Here is a 23208-nt window from a genome sequence, read left to right as displayed (position 1 = left end):
AAGAAAAGTAGTTTTAATTCAATACAGTTCAGTTCAGCCCAAAATCCTCATGTAGAGACGCGATAAATCGCGTCTTTAAAGACCAATTATCTACACCAATAACTTTTAACTGAACCGTATTGAGTTTTAATTCCAATTCCAAAAATTAGATATAGCACAAGCCTTGGTGGTTAGGACATCAACAGATGATGAAACTTAGACACAAAAGGACTTTTCACCCAGTCCCGAGTCCCCAGTCCCTTGCTATAATTTATTTTTTAGAGTTCCCTAAAAAGAAAGTGACTCTGAAACTCAGAGCCACTCTTAAAACTGTATTCTGAAACTTTTTAACCTTTCACAGTATCTTGATACAGATGTGTGAAAATTTACTTCTTAGCTTCAGCAATGGGTACCCATTCAGTGTGGAAACTTCCGGGCTTGTCAAGACGCAGGTAAGTATGTGCGCCGAAGTAATCGCGTTGTGCTTGAGTCAAGTTTTGAGGTAGGCGATCGCGGCGATAGCTGTCAAAATAATCCAAAGATGCGCTAAATGCGGGTACTGGAATTCCTACTGTTGCTGCTGTTGCAATCACTTCCCGCCAAGCAGTTTGTCTGTCGAGAATTGTCTGCTTAAATTCGGGAGCTAACAGCAAATTAGGCAAAGCTGGATTTTCGCTAAAAGCCTTCTTAATCTTATTCAAAAAGCGAGCGCGAATAATACAACCACCTTTCCAAATCCGCGCCATTTCGCCCAGATCCAAATTCCAGTTATATGTTTTTGAAGCTGTGGATAGCAATGCCATCCCTTGAGCATAAGAACAGATTTTTGAGCAATAGAGAGCATCGCGTACTTTATTGATAAAGTCCTTGGTTTGCCCGTCATACTTGCCACTGGGGCCTGTAAGGGCTTTAGATGCTGCAACCCGCTCCTCTTTAATTGAAGATATAATCCGGGCATTAACTGCTGCTGTAATTGTAGGAATAGCAACTCCCAATTCCAATGCAGTTTGCACAGTCCAGCGTCCAGTTCCCTTTTGACCGGCTGCATCAACAATCAAATCCACCAAGGGTTTTTTTGTTTCTGGGTCAATATATGGGAAGATATTCTTCGTAATCTCAATCAAAAATGAATCGAGTTCATCGGTGGTGTTCCATTCAGCAAACACCTCATGTAGCTGATTGTGGTCTAATCCAGCGACATTTTTCAGCAAGTCGTAGGCTTCAGCAATTAGCTGCATATCGCCATACTCAATACCGTTGTGTACCATTTTGACATAATGGCCAGAACCACCAGGGCCAATATAGGTTACACAAGGGCCATCATCGACTTGGGCAGCAATTTTGTTGAAAATTGGTGATAGATACTCGTAAGAGCTTGTTGTACCTCCGGGCATTAGTGAAGGGCCATTCAACGCCCCTTCTTCACCGCCACTGACACCCATACCAAGATACCGAAGCCCTGCGGGTTCTAATTCCTGAGTGCGTCGTTCCGTATCTTCAAACCAAGAGTTGCCACCGTCGATAATGATATCGCCTTCCTCTAACAAGGGTTTGAGTTGAGCAATCACCGCATCCACTGGCTTACCAGCTTGCACCATTACTAGAATTTTGCGGGGACGTTCCAGTAAGGCAACGAATTCTTCCAGAGTAAAAGCGGCTTTGACGTTCCTTCCTGGCGCACGCTGCGCCATAAACGCATCCGTTTTTTCTCGGGAGCGGTTGTAAACTGCAATTGGGAAGCCATTGCGCTCTACGTTTAGAGCGATGTTCTCACCCATAACGGCTAATCCAATCACACCAAAGCTTTGTAGTGTCATAAAAAATTTCTGGCTAACTCTTGCAGATCCTTTTACTTTAAGGGTAGTCCGATATTTTCCGTTCTCTCCTAAAGAAGACCTTAAGACTTGAATAAACGACAAAAATCCACAACTAACACGGATAATTAATTTTAAATTGTATCTAAATCAACAATTGACTTGTAAAATTTGCAAAATTGTTAGTTTAGGGACTAGGGATTGGGGACTAGGGACTGGGGACTAGGGACTAGGGACTAGGAAGGAATTTAATTTACTGAATTAGTTTTTCTTCTTAATACCTAATACCCAATCGCCAGTTCCCAATAGCCAGTCCCCAATCCCCAATCCCCAATCCCTAGTCAAAGGAGTAACCAAATAATGCTGGCATTTGTTCTAGCTTTGGTGGTCGGTTTTGGTAGTTTAGCCATTTACATAGCAGCTTTCTTTTTTCCAGAAATCCACCGCAAGAATGACTTTATCTGGAGTGGTGTAGGACTATTCTATGCCTTAGTCTTATGGGTGTTTGCACCACGCATTACTGGAGGTTTATTGCTTGGTCATGTGGCTAGCGTGGCTCTTTTAGTCTGGTTTGGCTGGCAAACTCTATCATTACGTCGCCAACTAACCCCCCAAGCACAACAAACCCAAGTACCCAGTCCTGAGACGGTGAAAACTGGCATTCAGGAACAGGTAAATAAGTTCTCCCTTCAAGAACGGCTGGGTCAGTTGCAAAAAGGTCTTGGTAGCACCTTTAGCGGCGTGAAAGATAAAGTGCAACAGACTGGCACTAAAAAGCCACCTGCAACCCCCAAACCTGAAGACATTACTTCTGTTCTGGCAGAGAAACCTGTTGTTGAGATTATCGACAATACTACTGCTATACCAGAACAACCAGCAGAGGACACAGTTACTACCGACACTGAAGCCAAAACCGAAACTGTACCAGAAGCGATTCCACCAAATCCCCCATCTCCCGAATTAGTGGAAGCAGCACAACCAGATTTTGAAATTGAGGACAAGCAACCGATTCCCGTAGAAGAAATTGCGCCGGATGCGGTACTCGCTCCCCCTGCGGAAACGCCACCTGAACAAATACCACCGAATCAAGCTAGTTGAATGTAGTGAAACCCAGTGTTAGCCTAATATAATGTTGGGTTTCACTATTTCCATCAGCTATCCCTGAAAGACTATTGTCTTGTGTTCTCTCTACGGGTTTTCTCTACATGGGCTTTAGGGGAGAGGCTGGAACTAGCTCTAACTCAAAGGATTACAGCAATCCATTACCCTAATTGTCAGTATTCCCAAACATATATACTGTCTAACTAATTACCAAGATATTTATGTAGAATTAAATGTATGAATAAAGACTTTAATTCCGGCGATCGCTCTTTTGAAAGTTATAGGCTCTAAAAAGTACAATAATTGTGCGACAGCTTACTAAAATTCCGCAACTTTAGTCGTGGGGAATGCGTTAGTTATATTAAAAATAAAAATTGGAAAATTAAGAGAGATTAGGTAATGCAGGATTCTGAGTGGAGAATTAAAGTCTTAAAAGAAGTGCAGCAAATCCCAGATGCTAAGTTAGCACAACTCTATGAGATGATTCACGGATTTAGACTTAGCTCAGAAACTAACAGCCACAACGCTGCTGCTATTATGCAGTTCGCAGGTTGCTGGAGCGATATGTCAGATGAGGCATACGGCGAATTTTCAGACGAGATTGCTATCCGTCGTCAGCAAGCATTTTCTCAAAGACGAAACCGTGAAACCAGCATTGATTGATACTGATATTTTGTCCTTGTTCTTTCGAGGCAATACCAATGTAGTAGCTAAATTTTATACTTACTTGATAACCTATCGTCAAATCAACATTAGTATCATCACTTATTACGAAATTCTCAGTGGCTTAAAGCACCGTGATGCCCAAAAGCAACTCGCTTTATTTTTGGAGTTTGTAGCTCAAAACACTGTCTTGCCCCTTACTGAACAATCAGTCACCTTATCGGCAGATATCTACGCAAACTTGCGCCTTTAAGGGATTCCCATCGACGATATTGACTTGCTCATTGCTGGGGTTGCTATTGCCAATAATCTACTAGTTACGATTACTCATAATCAGCGCCATTTCGGTAGAGTTGAAGCACTAGAGTTGCAAGATTGGAGTCAAGCTGAAGTGCTTTGATTGCAATTAAAAGTTGCTCTGTCGATTTTATGCAGCGATCGCAGTACCATCAGAATGAATAAAAGCACACATCTGAAGTGGTTATAACAAGGTTCCCGACTTTTAAAATAAGCCGGGAATCTGAGCCTTTGCTAGAGGCAAGGTACTACCAATTAGATGTCAAAACCTTAATTTATATTACAAGAACATAATCTTCAACAGAAAAGTTATTCAACTTTGGCGCGGAGTGCAGGAGATGGAAAGAGACTTCCAAATCCAACTTGTCGCTCCTTTAAGGGTTCTAAAGCATCGTTCCAAAGACTTTCATAATAAAAGAAAGTTACGCCTAGACCACGTTCTTGGGCAGCCCGCACTTGAGATTTAATTTGCTGCATGGGAACTGGATTATTTCGTAATCCAGTCATAATCCCAATTCCAGTGGGAATTATTTTTTGGGCTTCTTGAATTTCTTGGCGAGAAATATTAGCCACAAAGCTTTGTAGATTCGGACGATAAACTTGCACAATTAACTCGTCCACAATATTTTGTCGCATCCAACTCAGCCAATCTTGCAGGTGAAACTTGTAAGCAAAATCATAGTAATTAGGAGAAACAGAGAAAATCGCCTGGGGTTTTCTCTGTTTCACAGCTTGGTTAAGTTGTACCATGAATGCCGTAATTTTATCTGCCCGCCACTTTACCCATGCCGCATCTTGGGAATTTTTTGGGGGAGCATTCTTGGTTTCTTTGGTGTACAAAGCAACTGTATATTGGTCGTAGCCAAATTCATTGGGCAAACTCATGTGATCGTCAAACTGAATACCATCGGCATCATATTGAGTGACAGTTTCTAGCACGAGATTGGTGATGAATTGTTGCACTTGTGGAAGGAACGGATTGAGCCACATCACCTCACCCGCCGCACTGATGGAAGTTTGGCTACCATCACGCTTTTGCGTGAACCAATCAGGATAATTCAGTGCCAATTCTGACGTTGGAGGAGCCATGAAACCAAATTCAAACCAGGGAATTACTAGCAATCCTTTGCGATGGGCTTGATTAATTAAATCTGCAAGAATATCATGTCCATCTGAACCTTTGTAGATAAAAGGTTGAATACCTGCACGTTGTGCGATCGCACTAGGATACATTACATAACCAGAATTCCACACTACAGGATAGATTGTGTTAAAGTTCAGCCGTCGTAATTGACTTACTGCATCCTGGACTTTGGCGCGATCCTTGAGGGTGTCAAAATCATTGGTGGTCATCCAAACCCCACGAATTTCTTGACGGGGTATCTGTGCGATCGCGCCAAAGCCCCAACCTTGGCTAATTGCAGGAGTGAAACTGTCTACCAGCAATACCGTAACAAAGGATATTAAAATGAGAATTGGAAAAAGATACTTGAGTATTCGCCGCCAAGTTTGAATAATAAAAGGTGATTTCATAGATTTGAATGATGCATTAGCTACCCACACACGCCATATTGTTCGCTTTTGCGATTGAATCTACTAATCATATAGTGTACAAGTATTTATGCTTAGTACAAAATTGATTAGTTGGTAGTTATTTGTTCCCTGCTTATGGAACTTTTGCACCATAAAAACTAAAGCAGACCGATAAGATGCTTGACGCAGCAAGTAGTCATTAAGTGCCCAATAAAGATTGAAATGAAGAATAGGACACTTATACTGAGTAGTTCGACCCTTCAACTAGCTCAGTTTACAGTTGACATTGCTTTTGGCGTAGCCTCTAATAAAGAAATATTGGGCACTTGTCTTCTGCGTAGCCTCTCATAGAGAAGTATTCCTTATATTCCATCTCTCTTTGGGACTTCCGAAAAATAAAATCACAAATGTATAGGAATGATAATCACTGATGCACAAATTTCTACTAAAAAGTTGATTTAAACCTTGAGAATAATAATCTAAACTTATGAATAGTTAAAAACACTTTGAGAGATTTAAACTATAAATTTAATTTCCCGTTTTATTGTTTATTTAAACTTAATTCTGAAAGATAAGTTTTTTCTGCAATTCTTATAGAGTTATTAAAATTATCTTTAATGTATTCAAGTATACTTTGAGCAACATACTCTGCAAGCTTAACTGGTACAGCATTTCCTATCATTTGTTCTAGGTCTGTTTTTGTACCTTCAAAAATAAATGTTTCCGGAAAAGTTTGCAAGTAGCTTCTTTCAACTGTAGTCAATGGACGCAAGCTTTCTGTAACGCCGACTGGATCTTTAGGGTGTTTCTTATAGGTTTTAGGAATAGGTCGATTAACTCCTCTTACTGTTGGACTAGGTTCATCAATACTAAAAATTCCTCTTCTTTGGTAACTTCTTGGATGTCTGTAGTAATATTGAATTTCTAATTTATTTCCTAAATAATCTCTAATAGTCATTGGTTTATCTGCTAACCTTTTATTCAAGTAAGGTTCTAGACTTCCGTCTTTTCCTTGGAACTCTCCAAAGCAAAAAAATCTTTTTCGCTTTTGAGGGACACCGCACAGACTAGCATCTAAAATTATTTCGCTTAAACCATATCCAGCACTTTTAAATATTTCTTTAACCTGTTTATATTTATTAGTTTTACGAAAGAGGTCTACATTCTCTATCAAAAACCACTGAGGAATAACACTTGTAACTATATCAGAAAATACAATACTTAAATCTCCTCTTCCTAAATTCTCATCGCGTTTGCCTGCGCTAGAAAAATCTTGACAAGGTGGGCCACCAATAATAATTTCAGGACAGATTTCTCTAAAAATTTCATAATTTCTACTCAAATTACTAAGATCGTAATCAAAAATTTCATGGCTAAAGTTTTTCTGATAAACATTTATAGCTGGTTTCCAATTATCAAATGCGGCTAAAATGTTAAATCCAGCATTTTGAAACCCTAAAGATAACCCTCCACAACCTGCGAAAAGGTCTAAAACTCTAATTGAAGATATTTTTATATTATTTTTATATTTTTCTTCCATACTTTTATATGTATTTTAAATCTTCATCAAATATTTCTGGATTACTTAGAATAATACCATCAAATCTTCTCTCAGGGCTTAAGTAAGTTTGTCCTCCACCTAAGATAATATTTCCAATCTCTTCTTTCATAATTCTAGGTTTGATCAATTCATCACAAATCATATAAGGATGAGTATTTAATCCACTTGATGCAAAAGCTTTATCATTTTTAGTATGATATGTCAGTATATCAATTATCGATGCGTGCGGTATTTTACCATTTGTGGCAAATTCATATAACATTTTTGCCAGCCATATTACAGTTCGCGCATGGCGTTGAATACTTTCTGCTCCAATTAGTAATTTTTTTGTAACATCAAAAAACAATCTAGTAAAACCAAAATCACTCCAAATAAATATATCTAAACAGTTTTGATATAACTTTGATGTTTTTCCTACAGTTTTCCATACTGGCTGCATTACTAATGGAGATTGCATTTCTATATGATCGTAAAGTAAATTATCTAGACTTTCTATCAATCTTGAAATATAAGGAAGCATATTAGGAATACTAATCCAATCAATAATTTCACTACAAACAGGTTCAAGATATTTAAGTATTTGTTCTCTAGAATCTTGAAATTTATCAGCAATACTTAATGCTAAATAAACTATGGTATCTGGACGAGTAACAATTTCACAACCATATTTATGATCGGGTAAGCGACAAGTCGAGTTATCTGGTAAAGCTGTTAATTTAATTTCTATGCTACGTAAGCAAGTATCAATACTCAAAGTATTTAATGTAACTAAGTCTACTCGTAGTAATCTTCCTATAACTAGCTTTCTATAAGGAAGATAATCACTTTCAAATGCAAAAAATAAGTTGGGAGATAGTGGCGTAATACCAAAAATTTCAGTTACATCAATTTTTATATGTTTAATTTTTAGGTTTTTATCAAGAGTTAAATAGACTAGCTGTAGCCCTTTACTGTGCATATAACAAGCCAATGAAGCAGGAAAAGAATTATTAAATTGATTTTTTCCCCAACTATTAGGTTGAGAGAAATCCCTATTAGATTTAGCTAATCCAAAAAGACCAGGTTGTACTGTATTTTGATTCATTACTCTCTTAGTCACATAGTCATTTCAATGGCATCTTCTGCAAAAAGTGATTTTGCCGCGACACTATTATTGATATGATATGTGTTTATCATCAAGAATTATCACTTTAGTGCATATACTTAAGACAATGTATTTAATAATGCTTAAAAAATTACTAACTTATTCCACACCCTAACTGTGTCACAATAGAAAACTGTAATAAGAAAAATATTGTTAAGGTAATTTAGTGAGTCCAACTGCTCAATCCACGGCAAGCGCGCGTCGCGTTGTATTTCCTTTTACGGCAATTGTGGGCCAGGAAGAAATGAAACTGGCGCTCCTATTGAACGTGATTGACCCCAAAATTGGTGGTGTAATGATCATGGGCGATCGCGGTACCGGTAAATCCACAACTATCCGGGCGCTAGCGGATCTGCTGCCAGAAATTTCTGTGGTTGCCAATGACCCTTTCAGTAGCGATCCTAGCGACCCCGATTTGATGAGCGATGAAGTCCGCCAACTTTTAGAACAAGGGGCAGAAATTCCTGTAACTCACAAAAAAGTCCAAATGGTAGACCTGCCGCTAGGAGCCACAGAAGACCGAGTTTGTGGCACAATCGACATCGAGAAAGCTCTATCTGAAGGTGTCAAAGCCTTTGAACCAGGACTGCTGGCAAAGGCTAACCGGGGCATTCTCTATGTGGATGAAGTTAACTTACTAGATGACCACCTCGTAGACGTACTACTCGATTCCGCCGCCAGTGGATGGAACACTGTAGAACGGGAAGGTATTTCTATCCGTCACCCAGCGCGTTTTGTTCTTGTGGGTTCTGGAAACCCTGAAGAAGGCGAACTACGCCCCCAACTGCTCGATCGCTTTGGAATGCACGCAGAAATTCACACGGTAAAAGAACCAGCCTTGCGGGTGCAAATCGTAGAACAACGGGCGGATTTTGACCAAAATCCTCCAGTCTTTCTCGAAAGCTACAAAGCCCAGCAAGAAGCATTGCAAGAGCAAATTGTCAATGCTCAAAAGCTTTTACCAGAAGTGAAAATTGACTACGATCTGCGGGTAAAAATTTCTGAAGTCTGTTCTGAATTGGATGTAGATGGTTTGCGGGGTGACATTGTTAGTAACCGCGCCGCCAAAGCCTTAACAGCTTATGAAGGACGTACTGAAGTTACAGTTGATGATATCTGCCGTGTGATTACCTTATGTTTGCGTCACAGATTACGGAAAGACCCCTTAGAATCCATTGATTCTGGCTACAAAGTCGCCAAAGTTTTTAGCCGCATCTTTGGCATAGAGCTACCAGAAAATGATACTGCACAGAAAAACGGCACAGGTCAAAAGTTAGGGGCTAGGAGTTAAAAGTTAGGAGTTAGGAGTTAAGAGTTTTGAATCAAAGGCGGCTTCCTAACTCACAACTTCAATTTCTCACTCATAACTCAGCACTAATAACTCAGCACTCAGCACTGAAATATGAGATTTTGGTCTTTTTGGTTCAACAGCTTTATCTTATCTAGTCAATACAACCCGCCCAGGTTTGTAGAATTATTGATGCTCTTATTAGCGATCGCTATGCTGGCGATCGCCAGTATTTTACCAGATAGACCTTATTTAATCTTAGGCTTGAGCCTAGTAGTTGGAGCATCTATTTCTATCTTAGTGCGGGAAGCGATCGCGCCTTCACATCAGACGCGAATCACTCAACTAACAGCATCACTATTGCTCATCATCAGCCTCTATGGTTTTGCTGACTTAATGTACAGTCTTTAACGTTTAACTAAAGACAAATCCGGTGTCAGCCTATCCAAAACTTGCTTCAGCACGATTGCTGTCCAATTTATATCAGCTTCCGTCGTATCACGCCCCAAAATGATTACGAGCAGGAAAACCTTCGCAACCCAATGTCATCAGACCTCACTCATTCACAAGCTACTCAACCCAGTTTTCTAATAGGAGCGTAGGAATACGAGAAAACTCTCGCACGTTATTGGTGACTAGGGTAACTCCTAAACTCAGCGCATGAGAAGCAATGAGCATATCCATTGCACCAATAATAAGTCCTCTACTTTCGAGATCACTTCTGATGCTGCCGTAAATCGTTGCAGATGCTTGATTGAATTCGACAATTTCTAGAGGTAGCAGAAATTGCATTAGGGCGATGCGGTTTTTCTCTTGCTGTTGGCTTTTAGCAACTCCATATTCTAGTTCGGCAATGGTGATAGAGGAGATACCAACATCAGAAATGCTAAGGGTTTGAAATTTATCCAGTACTTTTTGGGGTTTTTGCTTTATCAGGTAAATGCAGATGTTCGTATCAAGCAGGTATAGCATTTAAAAGCTCTCTCTGGTGTCGAGGAGTGGCTGATCTCTGGTAGTCATAAAGTCATCAGAAAAATTGTCTAGACTATCAATGAGGGATTCCCAAGGGTTGTCTTTGGCAATCAGGACAATGGCGTTACCAATTTTTTTGATATAAACTTCAGTGCCAGTGAGTTGGAAATCTTCGGGCAAAATGACCATTTGGTGAGTGCCATCATTAGTAATTTTTGCAGTGTTCATGGTGTTTTTGTCCTAAATTAGCTAGTATTTCATAACCTAGTCGTGCATGAAGTCCCGCTTCTTTTCTCTTTCAATTTCTTCCCGTAATCCCTGAATAAGTTGCTCTACGTATTGCTTATGTTGCAGAAAAGCTACACTATTGAAAAGTGAAAGCAGTGACTCTAAATACTCAACGCGATTCTGAGGAAAGCATCGATGTGTGACATAAAACTATCTCTTGGATTTTTTCAACAGATATTCCAGTTTTTGCTTCATCAAAGCACTTGTCGAGGTCTTTCTTAAATTTCTGAGCAACCCCTTTTTTTTCTGTTGTGTATTCTGCAAAGACATACTTTCCATTAGGTAGCACTACTAATGTATCAGGAGTTCCTGTCCTCACTTTGTCAGCGCCAATTACAGAGCCAAGGGGATTAATCTGCTCATATCCTTTCTTGTGAAGGTAAGCATCGGCAAGCTTTTGGAACTTTTCACCGCTTTGTTGCCGTAGTTCATTTTGGATCTGGTTAATTTTTGACATATAACTTTACACGGTTTAAATCCTAGTAGCGTTGCCAATAATTTAACGCTTAACTAAAGATAAATCCGGTGTTAGCCTTTGCAAAACTTGCTTCAACACCATCACCGTCCAATCTACATCCGCTTGCGTCGTATCATGTCCCAATGTAATGCGAATTCCGCCCAAAGCAGCTTTTTCAGAATAACCCATTGCTAACAATATCGGGCTGGGGCTAAGTTTACCACTGTGACAGGCAGCACCAGCACTGATGCCGATACCTGCAAGGTTTAGCTGTCGTACCAAGGTTTTACCGCTCAATTTTTTCCCATCGGCGTTTTCTAAACACATACTCACATGGTGAGGTAAGCGGTGATACGGATGCCCTGTAGGAATTAAACCAGGAATTTCAGCTAATTGGGCAAAGGCGCGATCGCGTAATTCAATCAATCGTGGTGTTTCTGTAGCCAGTTCTTGCGCTGCTAACTCTGCTGCTACACCAAATCCAGCAATTATCGGTACTGCTTGCGTACCAGAACGCAGCCCTATTTCTTGTCCACCACCACTTAGTAACGACATCAAATCCACACCAGGACGCACATACAACGCACCCGCACCTTGGGGGCCATATATTTTATGACTGGAAAGGCTAAGTAAGTCTACGGGGAGTTGTTGCACATCTATGGGTAAACGTCCCACAGCTTGTACTGCATCTGTATGGAACAAAGTGCCATGCGATCGCACAATTTTACCCAGTTCTGCGATCGGTTGCACAGTTCCAACTTCACTTTGTCCGTAAATTATCGAAACCAAAACTGTGTTATGTCGCAACGCCGCCTTTAAATCTAGGGGATTGACTCTACCTTTAATATCTACAGACAAGCGTGTAACCTCCCAACCCCACATTTCTAGCAACCTTGCTGTTTCAGAAATTGCGGAATGCTCGACGCTGGAAATAATTAGATGTTGAGGAACAGCATACAATCGAGCCACGCCCATTATCGCCAAATTATCTGCCTCAGTGCCACCAGAGGTAAAAACGATCGATTCAGGACTGGCGGCGTTAATTAAACCAGCTACTTGGACTCTGGCTTCTTCTACAACCGTTGCCGCCCGTTGTCCCCACTCATGTAAGCTGGAAGGATTGCCCCACTGTTGAGTGAGGACTGTTTGCATCACTGCGATCGCTTCTTTTCGAGTCGGAGTAGTGGCGCTGTAATCTAGATAAATTTGCATATAACCAATAATGATGAGAACACACGTTGGCAGTAGCCTGCCGAGCTTGTCAGCATATACAGTTTGAGTGGACAAATCCTGAAAAAATCTCTGTAATTCTGCCTCTAGCAGTGGATTTTTCCCTTTAGTTGGAAAGTTATTTTTCTACTTAATTCAGAAGACAAAATTTTGGGAATGATAAATCTATCCACTCCCAATCCACTTTTAACAGATTACAGTGCAACTTATCTCTAGACAAAGATATTTTTTATATATCTTTTTACTTACATTTACCCTTGCTGCTTGTCAACGAGTCCAGTCTTTCAACCAGCATTTAGCACCTCTACCACAAGATCCGTTAGTTCAAGTTTACTTTAACCATTCTGAGTCTTCAGAATACAAAGAAACTTATCGTCAGCAAACTCGCCTTGGGGATGATTTAGAAAAACAGATTGTTGATACTATTACTGGAGCTAAATCTACAGTAGATGTGGCGGTGCAAGAGTTACGTTTACCCAAAGTTGCTCAAGCACTGGTTGATAGACAAAAAGCTGGGGTAAAAGTCAGGATAATTTTAGAAAATACCTATAGCCGACCTTGGAGTAGCTTAACATCTGCTGAAATAGGTAAGTTAGATAAAAGGGAGCAGGAACGCTATAACGAATTTCGCAAATTTATCGATATTAATCAAGATAATCAACTCACTCCAGTAGAAACAAATCAAAGAGATGCTTTGATAATTGTGCAAAATGCCAAAATTCCCTGGATAGACGATCGAGCAGATGGATCAGTCGGTAGCAGCTTGATGCATCACAAATTTGTGATTGTGGATAATCGCATTGTAATTATCACCTCAGCCAATTTTACTTTAAGTGATACTTCTGGTGATTTGACAAATTTTAGCAGTTTAGGCAATGCTAATAACTTGTTGCAGATTGACAGCCCAGAATTAGCATCTTTATTTACAGAAGAGTTTAACATTATGTGGGGAGATGGCCCGGGAGGTAAAGCAGATAGTCAATTTGGTTTACAAAAACCGATGCGATCGCCTAAACAAATTACATTAAATCAAACCACAATTACTGTGCAATTTTCGCCGAATTCTCCAACTCAACCTTGGAGTAACAGTAGTAATGGTTTAATTGGTAAAACTTTAGATTCAGCAACTAAATCTGTTGACATGGCATTATTTGTCTTTTCCGATCAGCGTCTTGCCGATATTTTAGAAAAACGCCATCAACAAAGCGTGCAAATTCGCGCTTTAATTGAACCACAATTTGCTTATCGACCTTACAGTGAAGCCTTAGATATGATGGGCGTTGCTCTCAGTAATAAATGTAAATATGAAATTGATAACCATCCTTGGCAAAATCCAATTACCACCGTAGGTGTACCTATGTTACCCAAAGGCGATTTATTGCATCACAAATTTGGTGTGATTGATAGCCAAACAGTAATTACAGGTTCTCATAATTGGTCAGATGCTGCGAATAATGGTAATGATGAAACACTTCTAGTAATTGAAAGTCCCATAGTTGCGGCTCATTATGTGCGAGAATTTGCTCGTCTTTATGGCAAAGTTAAACCCGGCTTACCACCAGCGATTCAAGAAAAAGTTAAATTAGAAAAAACACAGTGTAACCAGATAAAAAGTTCTTCATCAAGTGAACTACAAGCAATTCAACAAATAAATATTAACACTGCAAGTTTGGAAGATTTAGAAACTCTTCCCGGCGTGGGTAAGAAGTTAGCACAAAGGATAATTCTTAGCCGTCAACAGCAAAAATTCACATCTTTACAAGACTTAGAAAGAGTTCCAGGAGTTAAGGCAAAGACTTTGGAAAAATGGCGCGATCGCGTGATTTGGTAAGTAAGGTAGTATAGTTGTGCTACACCAATGCGATAAGTAATCAGACAGAATTAATTACACAAGTTTTTTCCTGTAATCTGTAACCTGTTCCCTATCTCCACCAATGAGTTTAACTGTGTCCGACGACTTATTTAAATGCGATCGCTACTTAAACCAACCAAACTGCGTAAATGCCCATTCCGAGAAAATCGTTCTGCTATCATAGCGGTTCCCACTCACATGCGGTACAACATTATATCGCCAGGTGTAGGGGCTTGTCTTTGCCCATTAGTGTCAACTTAAGTTCAAACGCTTATTGCACAGGCGTTTTACCCCCCTTAATCCCCCCGATATATTGGGGGAAACAAGAAAATCTAGTTCCCTCACGCCACATGCTTCAAGTCGGGCATTGCCCGCCCAACGCAGTGGCTCCCCAATATATCGGCTACGGTGTACACACATCTCTGTGCTAGGTGCAAAATGTGGTTTGATCCCCCTAAATCCCCCTTAAAAAGGGGGACTTTAAGAAGTTTTCCCCCCTTTTTTAAGGGGAGCCAGCGCGGTCTTGGGGTCTCCCCAAGTGGAGCGACTGGCGTGGGTTAGGGGGGATCAAAACGTTGTGGGGCTAGGTTATCAGACTTGTGTGTACACCGTAGCCAATATATCGGGGAGGGTTAGGGTGGGGTAAGGCGGATCGTAATCAGTGGTGAGTGAACTCAATATTACGTCTTGACAAGAGTTTCACGTTAAGTTGACACCTATGGGCAGTGCCGTGCCCCTACGGGTGTACCTCACGTAAACGAGAACTCTTGAATTGAATATTATTGCAGAGGAAACCCGTCTTCCCTCGGTAAATTACCCACTCCTAAATTCTACCTTTATGAGTTGGATTCTCTAGTATGCTAGAGGGAAAAAACATTAAATAATTGACTTATTACATAAAGTATGATATTTTGGATTGCTATCAATAAAAATTATATATATAAATATAAACGTGAATATCTCTCCATCTTTCAAAAAACCGCGTGTCTCATGGCAGGCGGTTTTCTCACTACTGATATTTGTATTCATGTACCTGCCCATACTGGTACTCAGCTTTTATAGCTTCAATCAGTCGCCCTACAGCGCAACTTGGCAAGGATTCACTCTCGATTGGTATCGCAAGTTGTTCAGCGACGATCGCATTTTATCAGCCTTGCAAAACAGTATGATAGTTGCTGGTTGTGCAGTTGGGGTTTCAGCCGTGCTGGGAACCCTGATGGCGGTTGGGTTGGCGCGTTACCAATTTCCTGGTAAGAAATTGTATCAGGGTGTTGCTTACCTACCATTGATTATTCCTGATATTGCGATCGCAGTCGCTACCTTAGTTTGTCTAGCCGCCTTTGCCATACCCCTGAGTTTGTGGACAATAGTTGCAGCCCATATCGTGTTTTGTCTGGCTTACGTCGGACTTGTAGTTAGTTCCCGACTTACCAATTTAGACCCTCACTTAGAAGAAGCAGCATTAGATTTAGGCGCTACACCAACCCAAGCTTTCATCCAAGTATTGCTACCTCAATTGATGCCTGGTATTTTAGCTGGTTGTCTTTTAGCATTTGTCCTTAGCTTAGACGACTTTCTCATTTCCAGCTTTACTGCTGGTAGCGGTTCTAACACCCTACCAATGGAGATTTTTAGCCGGATTAGAACAGGAGTCAAGCCTGATATTAACGCTTTGAGTGTGATGTTAATTTCAGTATCTGCGATCGTTGCTCTGATAGCTGAATTAATTCGCGCTTCTGGAGAGAATAAAAACTGAAAAAAAGACTTGTAATTGATATCAAGATTATGGATAACTTGGTTCTCCATGAACTTTTTATAATAGTAAAAAAAGCTATATTAAAAGAGACGTTGCAATGTAACATCTCCACATTAGTTAGATTCATGTATTCATATTTACCAATATTTAAAAACGTCCCAATATAGATAAATATATAAAATTTATTCATCTTCTTGTTCTCATGTTAAAAGAAGTTTTAGCACATGAATAAACTTCAGTGTTCGCTTCTGTACATAACTGTTTTCAATTAGATAATATTGGGGCTAACTTTGGAGAAGATGCTATTTCCCCCTCATTATGCAAATCTGCCAAAATCCCAATTGCTCAAATCCATTCAACTCTGATAGCAATAGATTTTGCGTGAGTTGCGGACAAAGCAACTTTGGCAAACTTCTAAGAAACCGTTACCGTGTATTAAGACTTTTAGGTGAAGGTGGATTTAGTAGAACCTATGCTACAGAAGATGTAGACAGACTAAACGCGCCTTGCGTTATCAAACAATTTTTCCCGCAATTTCAGGGAACCGGACAACGCACCAAAGCCGCAGAATTTTTTAAAGAAGAGGCTTTTCGGTTATATGAACTGGGAGAGAATCATACTCAAATTCCCAGATTACTAGCTTATTTTGAACAAGGTACTAGTTTGTATCTTGTACAAGAATTTATTCAAGGAAAAACTCTCTTACAAGAAGTTCAGCAAAAAATTTATGGTGAAAAACAGATTTGGGAACTTTTAGCAGACTTATTGCCAGTTCTAGAATTCATTCATGCCCATAACGTCATTCATCGGGATATCAAACCAGAGAATATTATCCGCCGTGCAAGCGATGAAAAACCCGTATTAATTGACTTTGGCGGTGCTAAACAGGTAACACAAACCAGTTTAGGAAGACAAGCTACAGTAATTTATACCCTTGGTTATGCCCCGACTGAACAAATGGCTGGATTTGCTTGTCACAGCAGCGATTTGTATGCTTTGGGCGTAACTTGCGTGCGTCTTCTAACTCGATGTTTGCCTTTGCAGGATGCTTCTGGACAAGTTAATGACCCTATTTATGATGCCATGAATGCTAAATGGATGTGGCGCGAACGGTTAGAAGAAAAAAGTATTACTATCAGCGACGACTTAGGAAGAATTTTAGATAAATTACTAAAACATCTACCCAGTGAAAGATATCAAACAGCAGTAGAAGTTATCAACGATTTGAAGTTTACAACATCAAATATTGAACCTGTTGCCCTTAAAATCGTTTCGATGTCTCAACCCATATTACCGCCGCTACCACAAAAGGTAATAGTACCATTACCCCCGTTAGAAACCTTTGAATTTGACGTAGTGACAGTAGACACGGGTGGAAGAGAAGTAAACCGCATGAGTGGGAGTGCAAACTTCTTTGCCGAAGAATTAGGTAAATCTGTCACCTTAGAAATGGTATCGATTCCTGGTGGTACTTACATGATGGGTTCACCAGAGTTTGAAGGAGATGCTGACGAACGTCCTCGACATCAAGTTACCGTCGAACCATTTTTTATGGGGAAATTTCCGGTAACTCAAGCACAGTGGAGAGTAGTAGCAGCTTTACCCAAAGTCAAACAAGCTTTAAATCCCAATCCGTCGAAATTTAAAGGTTTAGATAGACCAGTAGAAAATGTATCTTGGTATGAGGCTGTAGAATTTTGTCTCAGACTATCAGAAAAAACTGGACGCGACTATCGTTTACCGAGTGAGGCGGAATGGGAATACGCTTGTCGGGCTGGAACTACAACATCTTTCCACTTTGGTGAAACCATTACCTCTGAGTTAGTCAGTTGCACTATCGAACCAAAAAACAAATTCCGTAAAGAAACAACAAACGTCGGTAGTTTTGAAGTCGCCAACGCCTTTGGATTGTACGATATGCACGGGCTAGTTTGGGAATGGTGCGCTGATTCGTGGCACAACAATTATAGCGATGCGCCCTCAGATGGAACAGCCTGGGAAGTTGGCGGTGATATTAATCGCCGAGTGCTACGTGGTGGTTCTTGGAGTTTCAATGCCGAACTGTGTCGCAGCGCTAGCCGTAGCTGGAATGAATCAGACGGTGGACTAAGAGTTTGTGGCTTTAGAGTGGTATTTTCTGTAGAGGAGATTATTTAACAATTTAATTGAGAGACTGTATAAATTATGAAAGAGAAGATTGATAAAGGTGACATAGTACTTGTTAATAAAATTGGAAAATATCATAATCAAGTGGGTGAAGTTAGTGCCGTTGATTACAATATTTTCTTCGTCAAAATAGTGATAGTGAAGTTAGGTAATCAAGAAGAAGCCTTTGAAGAGAAAGATTTACAATTACAAATTAAAAAACCGAGTATTGAAGAAGTCGTTGCATCAATAGATAAAATTTTAGAACAAGTTGACCAGATTACTAATTTGCCAACAAAAGAGCAAGTAGAGTTACCCAACCGTCTGAAATATCTTAAATTAGATATTCCTAAATTAGATAAGCAGTTGATTCAAAAAAACTTTGACAGTATAGATAAGATATTTTCGGCAGCAAGAGAAGCAGACTCATCAGCAAGCTTTTGGCAGCAAATAGATTCTAATTTAGAAAAAATAAGCTGGTGGATTAGAACAACTTTGTGAAAAAATATAGTGTTTTCGAATCTGGTGATATATAAGAATCATTTGTGCATTAGATTTATGGTTTTTCAGCGCGAAATTCGTATTAAGTAAGTGGGTCAAATTAAATATAAAACCTCACCCTGCCTCCAGCTTACCTCTCCGATACTTTGGAGAGTGATTGAGGGTGAGGTTTGATCTTATATACGCCTACCTACTTACCAGCCTTTTACTATTACTTTATAAATAGTCCTTAAGATGCAATACTTGTCGAGTTTTGGGCAAAAGGGGAAGGGGAAAAGGGAAAGAAAAAACCTTTAACCTTTTCCCCAAACCCAATTTTGAGTTCAAAATCCTAAACCCGAGTAGTATTGCTTTAAGACGGTACTTTGCCTCTTAACCAAATCTTATCAAGAATCTCAGGAAAAACTTATCTTTGACCACATCACCGTTGCTAGATTTAAGGCTAAATAATTAGTATTAGGCATGATTAAACGTAACTATATTTTTATAATTTTTTATCTTTAATGCCTTATTCCTTATATTCTATGCGTCATCATGGAGAGTTAAATTTATTTTTGCCCACCTAGTTTACTTTGTATTCATAACTGTATGACTTAAAGTTTGGTATTAACTTGACCCTTTCTTCATATAAATTTTAAAAAAGCGTTTTTTTCTCTTTTGAGGGTAAATATTTAGCGGTAATGCATAAATTTATAGATGAATCGAGAAGATTTTATTAGATAAAATAAATACGAAAGATCATCAAGGATATATATGCATTTTTCTCAGTTTGTAGGGATTGTTGGTTGCACTACCGCAGCTTTTATCTCAATTGCACCCATGCAGGTGGAAGCTGCAACTTTTAAAGTAATATCAGGAGTTACTAGTATCGATCGCGATCACGAAGATATTCTTCAAAGTATCGGGCTAACCTTGACAGGTACTAATAATACAGTTGCACCAATTCCCAGCAGTTACTTAGTTGGCTTCAACATCGACTCAGCTACTAACTTTACATTTAGCGACGAGGGTGGTTTTACTCCGCTCTCAGGGACAATCGAGCATACTGGTACTGTTACCTTCGATAATCTCGGTAATCTGATAACTGTTGGTGAGTTTTCAGTTGGTTTTGCTCCAGGACGTACTACCAAAGATGCTAGCGGATTTGTTTTAAGAGATACATTTTCTTTAGATACAATTTTGTTTGATTTGAGTCTTCCAGAACCTGTGGCATTTGATGGCAAAAATTTAACTATCCCTGATGTTAAATTGCTGGTTTCTCCAGAGTTTGCCAAAATACTAGGAAACCCGGACTTGACAGGTTTGTTTGCTGGAACCGCACGAATTGATGCTCAAGTTGCTGCCGTACCCGAACCTGATAGTGTACTAGCAGTTTTGGCAGTGGGTGCGGCTCTTTTGGCAACTAGATTTTATAATCAAAAAATTAAATACACTTGATATCTTGAAGCATTTTTAAATGCTTATTAACTGGTGCAAGGGTATTGGCGGCAATCAGCCCACTGGCGGCGACTGCTGGTAAACCAATACCGGGAAATGTTGAGTCGCCACAGCACATCAATCCTGGTAAGGGTGTGCTGGGGCCAGGAAACATACCATTTCCAGCCTGAATTGCTGGCCCGTAGGAACCTTGATGACGGCGGAGATAACGTTCGTGAGTTAAGGGTGTACCTACAAGTGTGACTTCGCAACGAGAGCGAATATCTGGAATTACCCGTTGTAGCGCTTGCCACATTATTTCTGCACGCGATCGCTTTTGTTCGGCATATTCTTGGCTCCTTCTATCCATTCCCTGCCAGATAGAGTATGGCTCATTACCAGGTGTATACACATGAATCACGTGCTTACCTGCTGGTGCTAAAGATGGATCGAGAACTGAAGGGATGGAAATCACCACCATATTTTGAGGTGCTGTTACACCCAATTCCCAGCTATTAACCACAATATAATGACACCGCAAATTTGACTGCAATCCTTGAGCATCAATGCCGAGATGGAGATGCATAAAGCTATCACATTCTGGTGTTGCTTGGCGTTTGATGCGGTACTGTTTAGGGATTGCCTTTTCTGGTAATAACTTCAGTGTGTCCCAAACCGAGGCATTAGAAATTACTGCTCGTTTTGCCCGAATTTCGGAGCGATCGCCAAGACGCACACCCACCGCACGATTACCTTCTACAAGCACTTCTTCGACATGAGCGCCTAGTCTCAGCTTCCCGCCGTGACGCTCCAATCCTTGTACAAGGCTGTCAACTAAAGCACTACTCCCACCAATGGGATATTCAAGGATTGCATTTGGGCGATACCAGTCCGCAAACATAAATGCTACCTCTGCGGCACTAGTGCCATCTGCGGGCAATCCAGAAAGGAGAAAACAAAGCAAATTCAGCCAGTTTCGGGTAAAGGACTCTTTAACAACACCATCCATAATTCGGCTGAAGGGGCCCGTCAGCTTGATTATATTCGCTACATTCTTTGTCATAGATGGGAGAAACGGGCCCACAGTTCTAGCTGCACCAAAATCAAAGCGTAATGCGGCTGGTGGTATGGAAGTTGCTGCATTAGCGAATGGTTCCATAACGCGCTGGAGTTCTTGCCATTCGGCTACAGCAGCATCACCACAGAATTTCATCAGCACTTCACAAAATTGCTCCGCACCAACCGCCGTGTCAAAATCACCTTCTGGCAGACAGCAACCCCAAGTATCGTAAGTGACGCATGGTAATTCCGAACCAATTGCATCTAACACTTGTCGCAAAGGGTTAGCAGAGGGGCTGTAAGATAGTCCAGAGTAGAGAGACGGGCCCGAGTCGAACTTGAAACCATTGCGCTCAAAACCATGAGCCGCGCCTCCGGCAATAGAGTGGCTTTCGCAGACTATCACATCAAAGCCATACCGTGCTAAAACAGCAGCACAACTCAAACCGCCAATACCGCTACCAATAACAACTATATCTGTGTTTTGCATATCCTTGATGTTTGCAACAATAAGTTAAAACAGTTGTGGAAAATTGGATAATATCATTCGCTCCCCCATCCAGAAACCGCTCTAACTGGTTAATATCATCACTAAGGATGGACAATGGGGAATTGGGAATGGGGAATGGGGAATAATTATGCCCAATGACCAATGACCAATGACTAATGACTAATTCTAATTGGAGAGAGGAATTTGAAAAATCAGCAATTTGGGAATTGGCAAAGCACAGTTTTAGGAATTGTGTTAGCAATACTAGTGATTCTTGGACTAAATTCCTTTATCATTATTAACCCAGGACAAGCAGGAGTGATCAGCATCTTGGGTAAAGCTAGAGATGGCGCTTTGTTAGAAGGGATTCACCTGAAACCGCCTTTTATCTCAGTGATAGATGTGTATGATTTAACTGTCCAGAAATTTGAAGTGCCAGCAGAGAGTTCTACTAAAGATTTGCAAAATTTATCTGCGAGATTTGCAATCAACTTTCGCCTCGATCCCATACAAGTGGTTGAAGTTAGAAGGAAACAAGGAACCTTAGAAAATATTGTATCGAAAATCATTGCACCTCAGACCCAAGAAGCATTTAAAATTGCAGCTGCTAGAAGAACAGTAGAAGAGGCAATTACTAAAAGAAGTGAGTTAAAAGAAGACTTCGATCGAGCATTAGGCGATCGCTTAGACAAATATGGGATAATTGTGTTAGATACTAGCGTAGTTGATTTAGCATTCTCACCAGAATTTGCCAGAGCAGTGGAAGAAAAACAAATTGCTGAACAACGGGCGCAAAGAGCCGTTTATGTAGCACGGGAAGCAGAACAAGAAGCACAAGCAGATGTAAACCGTGCCAAAGGTAGGGCAGAAGCTCAAAGACTTTTAGCAGAGACACTCAAAGCCCAAGGAGGACAGTTAGTTTTGCAAAAAGAAGCAATTGAAGCTTGGAAGAGTGGCGGCGCTCAGATGCCCAAAGTCCTTGTTATGGGTAGTGACTCGAAAAGCGGTGTTCCTTTCATATTCAACCTTGGGAATGTTCAAAATCAACCTTAATATTTCGACTTCGTTTAAGATTAAAGCCTTGCTCACTGAGCGAAGTTGAAGTTAACACGAATTTAAATTGAGTAAATAATACTGAATCAGTTGGGCTAGTCTCAACTCAAACACAACGAAAACCAACAAGCTCATAATCAAAGTTTATGCCAAGCCCCAATCCTCAGAATCTCACCGCCGAAGAAGCGAAAAAATTACTGAATAAATTTAACTGTCTAGATATTGCGCCAATTCTCAATGCATCCGAAAAAGCAGTAATTCGTAATGCCTTAACTTTGGTAACTAAACTTGCTGATTATCAAATTTTAGGAATTTGTGCCGATACAGCAGAAGAAGGAATATTGGCAATGAAGACCTATTCTCTGGCTTTGGGTTATGAACCACCAAATAATTTACTGACACCTGAAGGGCCAGTTTATATAAAATTAAATGGTAAAAATGGCTTGTGTTATCTCGATTCTTATGCTGGACATCATCGTGGCGTATTAGTTTCTTGCCAGTCTTACCACGAAGACGGAATTAACGAAATGTATGGACATCTCCCCTTGGATTTATTTGTATAGTATTCGGTAAAGGTAGGTAAGGTAGTGTCTTACCTACTAACTAATT

21 protein-coding genes are annotated in these 23208 nt (G+C 40.2%); 12 read left to right on the top strand and 9 right to left on the bottom strand.

Going from position 1 to position 23208, the window contains the following annotated elements:
* Positions 1–365: 365 nt before the first annotated feature.
* Positions 366–1796 (bottom strand): NADP-dependent phosphogluconate dehydrogenase, encoded by a 1431-nt coding sequence (gndA, locus tag RMZ41_RS00445; RefSeq protein ID WP_322643493.1) that lies wholly within the window; start codon positions 1794–1796, stop codon positions 366–368.
* Positions 1797–2153: 357 nt separating this feature from the next.
* On the opposite strand from gndA, the gene RMZ41_RS00440 reads away from it, so the two are divergent.
* From RMZ41_RS00440 to RMZ41_RS00430, 3 genes are all read left to right on the top strand, one after another.
* Positions 2154–2891 (top strand): Ycf66 family protein, encoded by a 738-nt coding sequence (locus RMZ41_RS00440; RefSeq protein ID WP_322643492.1) that lies wholly within the window; start codon positions 2154–2156, stop codon positions 2889–2891.
* A 402-nt stretch (positions 2892–3293) separates the two neighbouring features.
* Positions 3294–3557, top strand: a complete 264-nt coding sequence (locus tag RMZ41_RS00435; RefSeq protein WP_322643491.1) for a hypothetical protein — start codon at positions 3294–3296, stop codon at positions 3555–3557.
* Entirely contained in the window at positions 3538–3810 is a 273-nt protein-coding gene (locus RMZ41_RS00430; RefSeq protein ID WP_322643490.1) for a PIN domain-containing protein, read from the top strand. Before RMZ41_RS00435 ends, RMZ41_RS00430 begins: the two co-directional genes overlap by 20 nt.
* A 353-nt stretch (positions 3811–4163) precedes the next feature.
* On the opposite strand, the gene RMZ41_RS00425 is transcribed toward RMZ41_RS00430, so the two are convergent.
* From RMZ41_RS00425 to RMZ41_RS00415, 3 genes are all read right to left on the bottom strand, one after another.
* Entirely contained in the window at positions 4164–5387 is a 1224-nt protein-coding gene (locus RMZ41_RS00425) for a glycoside hydrolase family 10 protein (RefSeq protein WP_322643489.1), read from the bottom strand.
* Positions 5388–5928: 541 nt separating this feature from the next.
* Positions 5929–6927, bottom strand: a complete 999-nt coding sequence (locus RMZ41_RS00420; RefSeq protein WP_322643488.1) for a DNA cytosine methyltransferase — start codon at positions 6925–6927, stop codon at positions 5929–5931.
* A gap of 4 nt (positions 6928–6931) precedes the next feature.
* On the bottom strand, positions 6932–8032 hold the full coding sequence (locus tag RMZ41_RS00415; RefSeq protein ID WP_322643487.1) for a HindVP family restriction endonuclease: 1101 nt from the start codon (positions 8030–8032) through the stop codon (positions 6932–6934).
* 226 nt (positions 8033–8258) lie between these two features.
* Here RMZ41_RS00415 and bchI point away from each other — a divergent pair, with 226 nt between their 5' ends.
* Together bchI and RMZ41_RS00405 are read left to right on the top strand one after the other, a co-directional pair.
* Positions 8259–9383 carry a magnesium chelatase ATPase subunit I gene (gene bchI, locus RMZ41_RS00410; RefSeq protein WP_322643486.1) on the top strand — a complete coding sequence of 375 codons (1125 nt, stop codon included), beginning with the start codon at positions 8259–8261 and terminating at the stop codon, positions 9381–9383.
* A 111-nt stretch (positions 9384–9494) separates the two neighbouring features.
* Positions 9495–9791: a hypothetical protein gene (locus RMZ41_RS00405; RefSeq protein ID WP_322643485.1), complete on the top strand. Its 297-nt coding sequence runs from the start codon at positions 9495–9497 to the stop codon at positions 9789–9791.
* A gap of 159 nt (positions 9792–9950) precedes the next feature.
* On the opposite strand, the gene RMZ41_RS00400 is transcribed toward RMZ41_RS00405, so the two are convergent.
* The 4 genes from RMZ41_RS00400 to RMZ41_RS00385 form a co-directional block, all read right to left on the bottom strand.
* A complete protein-coding gene (locus RMZ41_RS00400; RefSeq protein WP_322643484.1) occupies positions 9951–10352 on the bottom strand; it encodes a type II toxin-antitoxin system tRNA(fMet)-specific endonuclease VapC in 402 nt (133 codons plus the stop codon).
* Positions 10353–10580 carry a type II toxin-antitoxin system VapB family antitoxin gene (locus RMZ41_RS00395; protein ID WP_322643483.1) on the bottom strand — a complete coding sequence of 76 codons (228 nt, stop codon included), beginning with the start codon at positions 10578–10580 and terminating at the stop codon, positions 10353–10355.
* Between the two features lie 169 nt (positions 10581–10749).
* A complete protein-coding gene (locus RMZ41_RS00390) occupies positions 10750–11097 on the bottom strand; it encodes a hypothetical protein (RefSeq protein WP_322643482.1) in 348 nt (115 codons plus the stop codon).
* Positions 11098–11139: 42 nt separating this feature from the next.
* Positions 11140–12309, bottom strand: a complete 1170-nt coding sequence (locus tag RMZ41_RS00385; protein ID WP_322643481.1) for a cysteine desulfurase family protein — start codon at positions 12307–12309, stop codon at positions 11140–11142.
* A 217-nt stretch (positions 12310–12526) separates the two neighbouring features.
* Between RMZ41_RS00385 and RMZ41_RS00380 the strand changes: the two genes are divergently transcribed.
* The 5 genes from RMZ41_RS00380 (at position 12527) to RMZ41_RS00360 (ending at position 20018) form a co-directional block, all read left to right on the top strand.
* Complete coding sequence (locus RMZ41_RS00380; protein WP_322643480.1) at positions 12527–14158, top strand: DUF655 domain-containing protein; 1632 nt, start codon at positions 12527–12529, stop codon at positions 14156–14158.
* Between the two features lie 973 nt (positions 14159–15131).
* Entirely contained in the window at positions 15132–15935 is an 804-nt protein-coding gene (locus tag RMZ41_RS00375) for an ABC transporter permease (protein WP_409874686.1), read from the top strand.
* A 318-nt stretch (positions 15936–16253) separates the two neighbouring features.
* Positions 16254–18092, top strand: a complete 1839-nt coding sequence (locus tag RMZ41_RS00370) for a bifunctional serine/threonine-protein kinase/formylglycine-generating enzyme family protein (protein ID WP_322643478.1) — start codon at positions 16254–16256, stop codon at positions 18090–18092.
* Between the two features lie 27 nt (positions 18093–18119).
* Positions 18120–18581: a hypothetical protein gene (locus RMZ41_RS00365; RefSeq protein WP_322643477.1), complete on the top strand. Its 462-nt coding sequence runs from the start codon at positions 18120–18122 to the stop codon at positions 18579–18581.
* 753 nt (positions 18582–19334) lie between these two features.
* On the top strand, positions 19335–20018 hold the full coding sequence (locus RMZ41_RS00360) for a hypothetical protein (protein WP_322643476.1): 684 nt from the start codon (positions 19335–19337) through the stop codon (positions 20016–20018).
* Here RMZ41_RS00360 and RMZ41_RS00355 read toward each other — a convergent pair.
* A complete protein-coding gene (locus RMZ41_RS00355; protein ID WP_322643475.1) occupies positions 20005–21546 on the bottom strand; it encodes an NAD(P)/FAD-dependent oxidoreductase in 1542 nt (513 codons plus the stop codon). The genes RMZ41_RS00360 and RMZ41_RS00355 overlap by 14 nt on opposite strands.
* A 204-nt stretch (positions 21547–21750) precedes the next feature.
* Here RMZ41_RS00355 and RMZ41_RS00350 point away from each other — a divergent pair, with 204 nt between their 5' ends.
* Complete coding sequence (locus RMZ41_RS00350; RefSeq protein ID WP_322643474.1) at positions 21751–22599, top strand: prohibitin family protein; 849 nt, start codon at positions 21751–21753, stop codon at positions 22597–22599.
* A gap of 146 nt (positions 22600–22745) precedes the next feature.
* Complete coding sequence (locus RMZ41_RS00345) at positions 22746–23162, top strand: DUF1824 family protein (RefSeq protein WP_322643473.1); 417 nt, start codon at positions 22746–22748, stop codon at positions 23160–23162.
* Positions 23163–23208: the final 46 nt, after the last annotated feature.

Origin of the sequence: Nostoc sp. DedVER02, from assembly GCF_034530675.2 — a bacterium.
In the GTDB taxonomy this organism is placed as follows: domain Bacteria; phylum Cyanobacteriota; class Cyanobacteriia; order Cyanobacteriales; family Nostocaceae; genus Nostoc.
Note: the sequence above shows the minus strand (reverse complement) of the source record. Positions and strands in the feature narration are given on the sequence as shown.

Excerpts from the sequence above, each read along its gene's own strand:
- gndA (WP_322643493.1), bottom strand. The coding sequence starts at position 1,796 with ATGACACTACAAAGCTTTGGTGTGATTGGATTAGCCGTTATGGGTGAG.
- RMZ41_RS00440 (WP_322643492.1), top strand. The coding sequence starts at position 2,154 with ATGCTGGCATTTGTTCTAGCTTTGGTGGTCGGTTTTGGTAGTTTAGCC.
- RMZ41_RS00435 (WP_322643491.1), top strand. The coding sequence starts at position 3,294 with ATGCAGGATTCTGAGTGGAGAATTAAAGTCTTAAAAGAAGTGCAGCAA.
- RMZ41_RS00425 (WP_322643489.1), bottom strand. The coding sequence starts at position 5,387 with ATGAAATCACCTTTTATTATTCAAACTTGGCGGCGAATACTCAAGTAT.
- RMZ41_RS00420 (WP_322643488.1), bottom strand. The coding sequence starts at position 6,927 with ATGGAAGAAAAATATAAAAATAATATAAAAATATCTTCAATTAGAGTT.
- RMZ41_RS00415 (WP_322643487.1), bottom strand. The coding sequence starts at position 8,032 with ATGAATCAAAATACAGTACAACCTGGTCTTTTTGGATTAGCTAAATCT.
- RMZ41_RS00405 (WP_322643485.1), top strand. The coding sequence starts at position 9,495 with ATGAGATTTTGGTCTTTTTGGTTCAACAGCTTTATCTTATCTAGTCAA.
- RMZ41_RS00400 (WP_322643484.1), bottom strand. The coding sequence starts at position 10,352 with ATGCTATACCTGCTTGATACGAACATCTGCATTTACCTGATAAAGCAA.
- RMZ41_RS00395 (WP_322643483.1), bottom strand. The coding sequence starts at position 10,580 with ATGAACACTGCAAAAATTACTAATGATGGCACTCACCAAATGGTCATT.
- RMZ41_RS00390 (WP_322643482.1), bottom strand. The coding sequence starts at position 11,097 with ATGTCAAAAATTAACCAGATCCAAAATGAACTACGGCAACAAAGCGGT.
- RMZ41_RS00385 (WP_322643481.1), bottom strand. The coding sequence starts at position 12,309 with ATGCAAATTTATCTAGATTACAGCGCCACTACTCCGACTCGAAAAGAA.
- RMZ41_RS00370 (WP_322643478.1), top strand. The coding sequence starts at position 16,254 with ATGCAAATCTGCCAAAATCCCAATTGCTCAAATCCATTCAACTCTGAT.
- RMZ41_RS00365 (WP_322643477.1), top strand. The coding sequence starts at position 18,120 with ATGAAAGAGAAGATTGATAAAGGTGACATAGTACTTGTTAATAAAATT.
- RMZ41_RS00360 (WP_322643476.1), top strand. The coding sequence starts at position 19,335 with ATGCATTTTTCTCAGTTTGTAGGGATTGTTGGTTGCACTACCGCAGCT.
- RMZ41_RS00355 (WP_322643475.1), bottom strand. The coding sequence starts at position 21,546 with ATGCAAAACACAGATATAGTTGTTATTGGTAGCGGTATTGGCGGTTTG.
- RMZ41_RS00345 (WP_322643473.1), top strand. The coding sequence starts at position 22,746 with ATGCCAAGCCCCAATCCTCAGAATCTCACCGCCGAAGAAGCGAAAAAA.